Raw genomic sequence first — 2,712 nt, 5'->3', positions numbered from 1 at the left:
CCGATTGTTCCATCGCCTTCAGTCTCCTCTCGGCTCTCTGACAAGCCAAGGATCGCAGAGCGAAAGCCGAAGCGAAACCAGTCAATCAAATGGGAGAAAAGCTCCGCTTACAGATCATCATGCTTCAAGCCCTTCTCGTAATGCGAGGTATTCGGGCGGTGGCGCGTTTGAAGGTGTGACGCCGACGGTTTCTCCCCAGCAATGCGCCGCCGGCTAAAAATACGCTGTCCCGGCGGCAAGCCCCGAGGTGGAGGGACAAAAATCTCGGATGCTCATTGGTGTAGAACGACGATGCAAAGGTTCAAGGAATGAACCCGATGCGCGCAAACATCATGGAGCAGCGCTAGGCAGCGAGCAGCCTCTCTGCCGAGCTGGCGACTGTCGCCACAGGCTTTTCGACAGAGTTACCTAGTACTTGAACTCTGGCATCGACTTGAGTTGGTCTTTCGTGACGTTGATAACGGCGCGATCGGGAAACCATTCGCGCGCAGTCTGGGACGTCATTCCTTCGGTCGTTTTCCCAGCCTTATTAGCGAATTTGAGGCTGTTCATCGCGACCAGCACATAATGCGTGCCCATTCCCAAAAAGCCGCCTGCCTCGATGACAAGACCCCTCACCCGGCCCTGAGAGTCGATGATGATGTCATAAACGTCTCCGACTTTGTCGTTGGCTTCATTGTAAACGTTGACGCCCTTCATTTTTGCTGCGCTCCAGTCTCCCGCAGCGGCGATTGGCGCAGCTGCTTCGGACGCCGTGTGAGCAGGAGTCTGGGCGAACGCCGCGGAAGCAAAGAGCAGAGCAGTGATGGTGGCCAATGTTCTCACGATATCCTCCCTAGCTGGAACCTAAAAAACAGAAGCGCTCGGCATTCGTTCCTAGTGATGCGCAGGAACGGCTTTCACTAGTATTCGTTGATGCTGCACCGATAAACCGATCAGCAGGAGGCAGCGTCATGGATTGGAACCAGGTCGAGGGAAACTGGAAGCAGGTCAAAGGCAAGATCAAAGAGCAATGGGGAAAGCTCACTGATGACGATCTCGACGATCGACGGGAAGCGAGATCAACTCGAAGGCAAAATTCAGGAGCGATACGGCTATCAGAAAGACCAGACGAAGAAAGAGGTCAATTGGTACGGACGTCAGACTTGGTGAGCAGTTGATTTGAAGAGGCGGGTCCGGTGAGGTGAAGGCGGATTGCCCTCCGTCGCGCGCGATGGACCGCAGGCGCATCCACTGAGTTGCGCCTCGGCCGACGCCGCTACCCTCCGCCAGCTCGGCGGCGAGCCAGCGACGACTCAGACGACTACAATCGGCTGCCCTTGTGTTTCTTTATGCTAGCCAACAGGGCGTGTGCCGCGCCGATGGTGCGGAACGTCGCAGTACGCCGCAGGGGCTGTCTTAAGGCGGCGCCCGTTGGTAGGCGGCGTCTCGCCCGTCAACGCCGATCTGGTGCCGTTGCTCCATTTGGAAAGGGCGGATTCCGCTGTCCGTTTGAGACGTCGCTATTTTTGTTCGCCACCATTCACTCAGAACATCTTCCAGAAACTCGCGATCAGTTACCCGGACGGTGTTCGCGATCTTCGCATAACGACCGCTCGAATCCCTGAGGACAAGCTGACCACCTGTTGGATTGAGCGCAGTACGCGTGACGGTCGTAGCTTGTGAAAGGATCGCACCAACTGCCACCGCCCTGACATTCAGCTCGTTAGTCATTTCATCGGAGCCAACTAGCTGTTTGCTGAGCCGATGGCGCGGTCCGCCGAGGGCGACTACCACTGAATAACCATTGCAGCGACGATCAACAGCCCGAAGAAGATCGGCAGCAATACCGGAGGTACGAGCCACTCACGAACATTGAATCTATCGGTATTCGACATTTAGGACCGCCTTTTCAGAACGGCGGGAGCGCAACACTCTCAGTCACCGATAATAGCCAGGGACGCGCGGTGATATGAGGAACATGGTGACGCGCCCGCCGAATAACGAGGCCGGTCGCAACTTAATTTTCGTGGGCAGTTGTAATCCGATTCCAGAGTAGCCATTTACGGTTTAGTGCAGCCGGGTCGCTTTCAGCATCTCTTCCCGTCGCGCGAACTTGATCGGACCCAACCATGATCGAGTTTCCGAATTATAGTCGTTCATATGACCGAACGCGGCACGCCGTGCGTTTTTGGGGATACGATAGCGCGTTAGAGGCATCGTTCTTCATAGAGGATGACGCGCTGAGGCGACTTCAACCGGACGCTCACCCCAACAATGAATCGGATTTCCTGAACGCATTCGATTCCAATCGTGATGTGATATGTGCCGCCGCTGCCAGGGTGTACGTTCGCGGCAGCAGGGGGTCTTACGATCTGGTCGCCGCCAATTTTTGAGACGAAGCCTCACGTCCTGATGGAAGCGGAAGACTTCGTTTACGGCACGTGCTTCATTACGACTGCCAATCCAGAAATAATCACAAAAGCCAGGGAGGATCGCATGAAATTCCGTCCGCTCCATGACCGCGTCGTGGTCAAGCGCATAGAGGCCGAAGACAAGACCGCTGGTGGCATCATCATTCCGGACACCGCCAAGGAGAAGCCCTCCCAGGGCGAAGTCATCGCCGTCGGCCCCGGTGGCCGCGACGAAGCCGGCAAGCTGATCCCGATCGACCTGAAGGTCGGCGACCGCGTGCTGTTCGGCAAGTGGTCCGGCACTGAAGTCAAGATCGAC

The 2,712-nt window shown here is 56.4% G+C and carries 4 protein-coding genes and 1 pseudogene; 3 read left to right on the top strand and 2 right to left on the bottom strand.

Going from position 1 to position 2,712, the window contains the following annotated elements; all coding sequences use genetic code 11:
- Positions 1-408: 408 nt before the first annotated feature.
- Positions 409-825 carry a PRC-barrel domain-containing protein gene (locus QJT78_RS49995; protein WP_028154492.1) on the bottom strand — a complete coding sequence of 139 codons (417 nt, stop codon included), beginning with the start codon at positions 823-825 and terminating at the stop codon, positions 409-411.
- A 128-nt stretch (positions 826-953) separates the two neighbouring features.
- Here QJT78_RS49995 and QJT78_RS49990 point away from each other — a divergent pair.
- A pseudogene (locus tag QJT78_RS49990) lies at positions 954-1,152 on the top strand (CsbD family protein).
- A 246-nt stretch (positions 1,153-1,398) separates the two neighbouring features.
- Here QJT78_RS49990 and QJT78_RS49985 read toward each other — a convergent pair.
- Positions 1,399-1,845: a hypothetical protein gene (locus QJT78_RS49985; RefSeq protein ID WP_157790298.1), complete on the bottom strand. Its 447-nt coding sequence runs from the start codon at positions 1,843-1,845 to the stop codon at positions 1,399-1,401.
- A gap of 266 nt (positions 1,846-2,111) precedes the next feature.
- Between QJT78_RS49985 and QJT78_RS49980 the strand changes: the two genes are divergently transcribed.
- Positions 2,112-2,375, top strand: a complete 264-nt coding sequence (locus tag QJT78_RS49980; protein ID WP_080586896.1) for a DUF1488 domain-containing protein — start codon at positions 2,112-2,114, stop codon at positions 2,373-2,375.
- A gap of 103 nt (positions 2,376-2,478) precedes the next feature.
- Positions 2,479-2,712 (top strand): co-chaperone GroES (locus QJT78_RS49975; RefSeq protein ID WP_281460822.1); only part of this gene is annotated, 234 nt, incomplete at its 3' end.

It is taken from the genome of Bradyrhizobium sp. Mp27 (assembly GCF_029953005.1).
In the GTDB taxonomy this organism is placed as follows: domain Bacteria; phylum Pseudomonadota; class Alphaproteobacteria; order Rhizobiales; family Xanthobacteraceae; genus Bradyrhizobium; species Bradyrhizobium barranii.
This window is presented reverse-complemented; position numbering and strand designations above follow the sequence as displayed.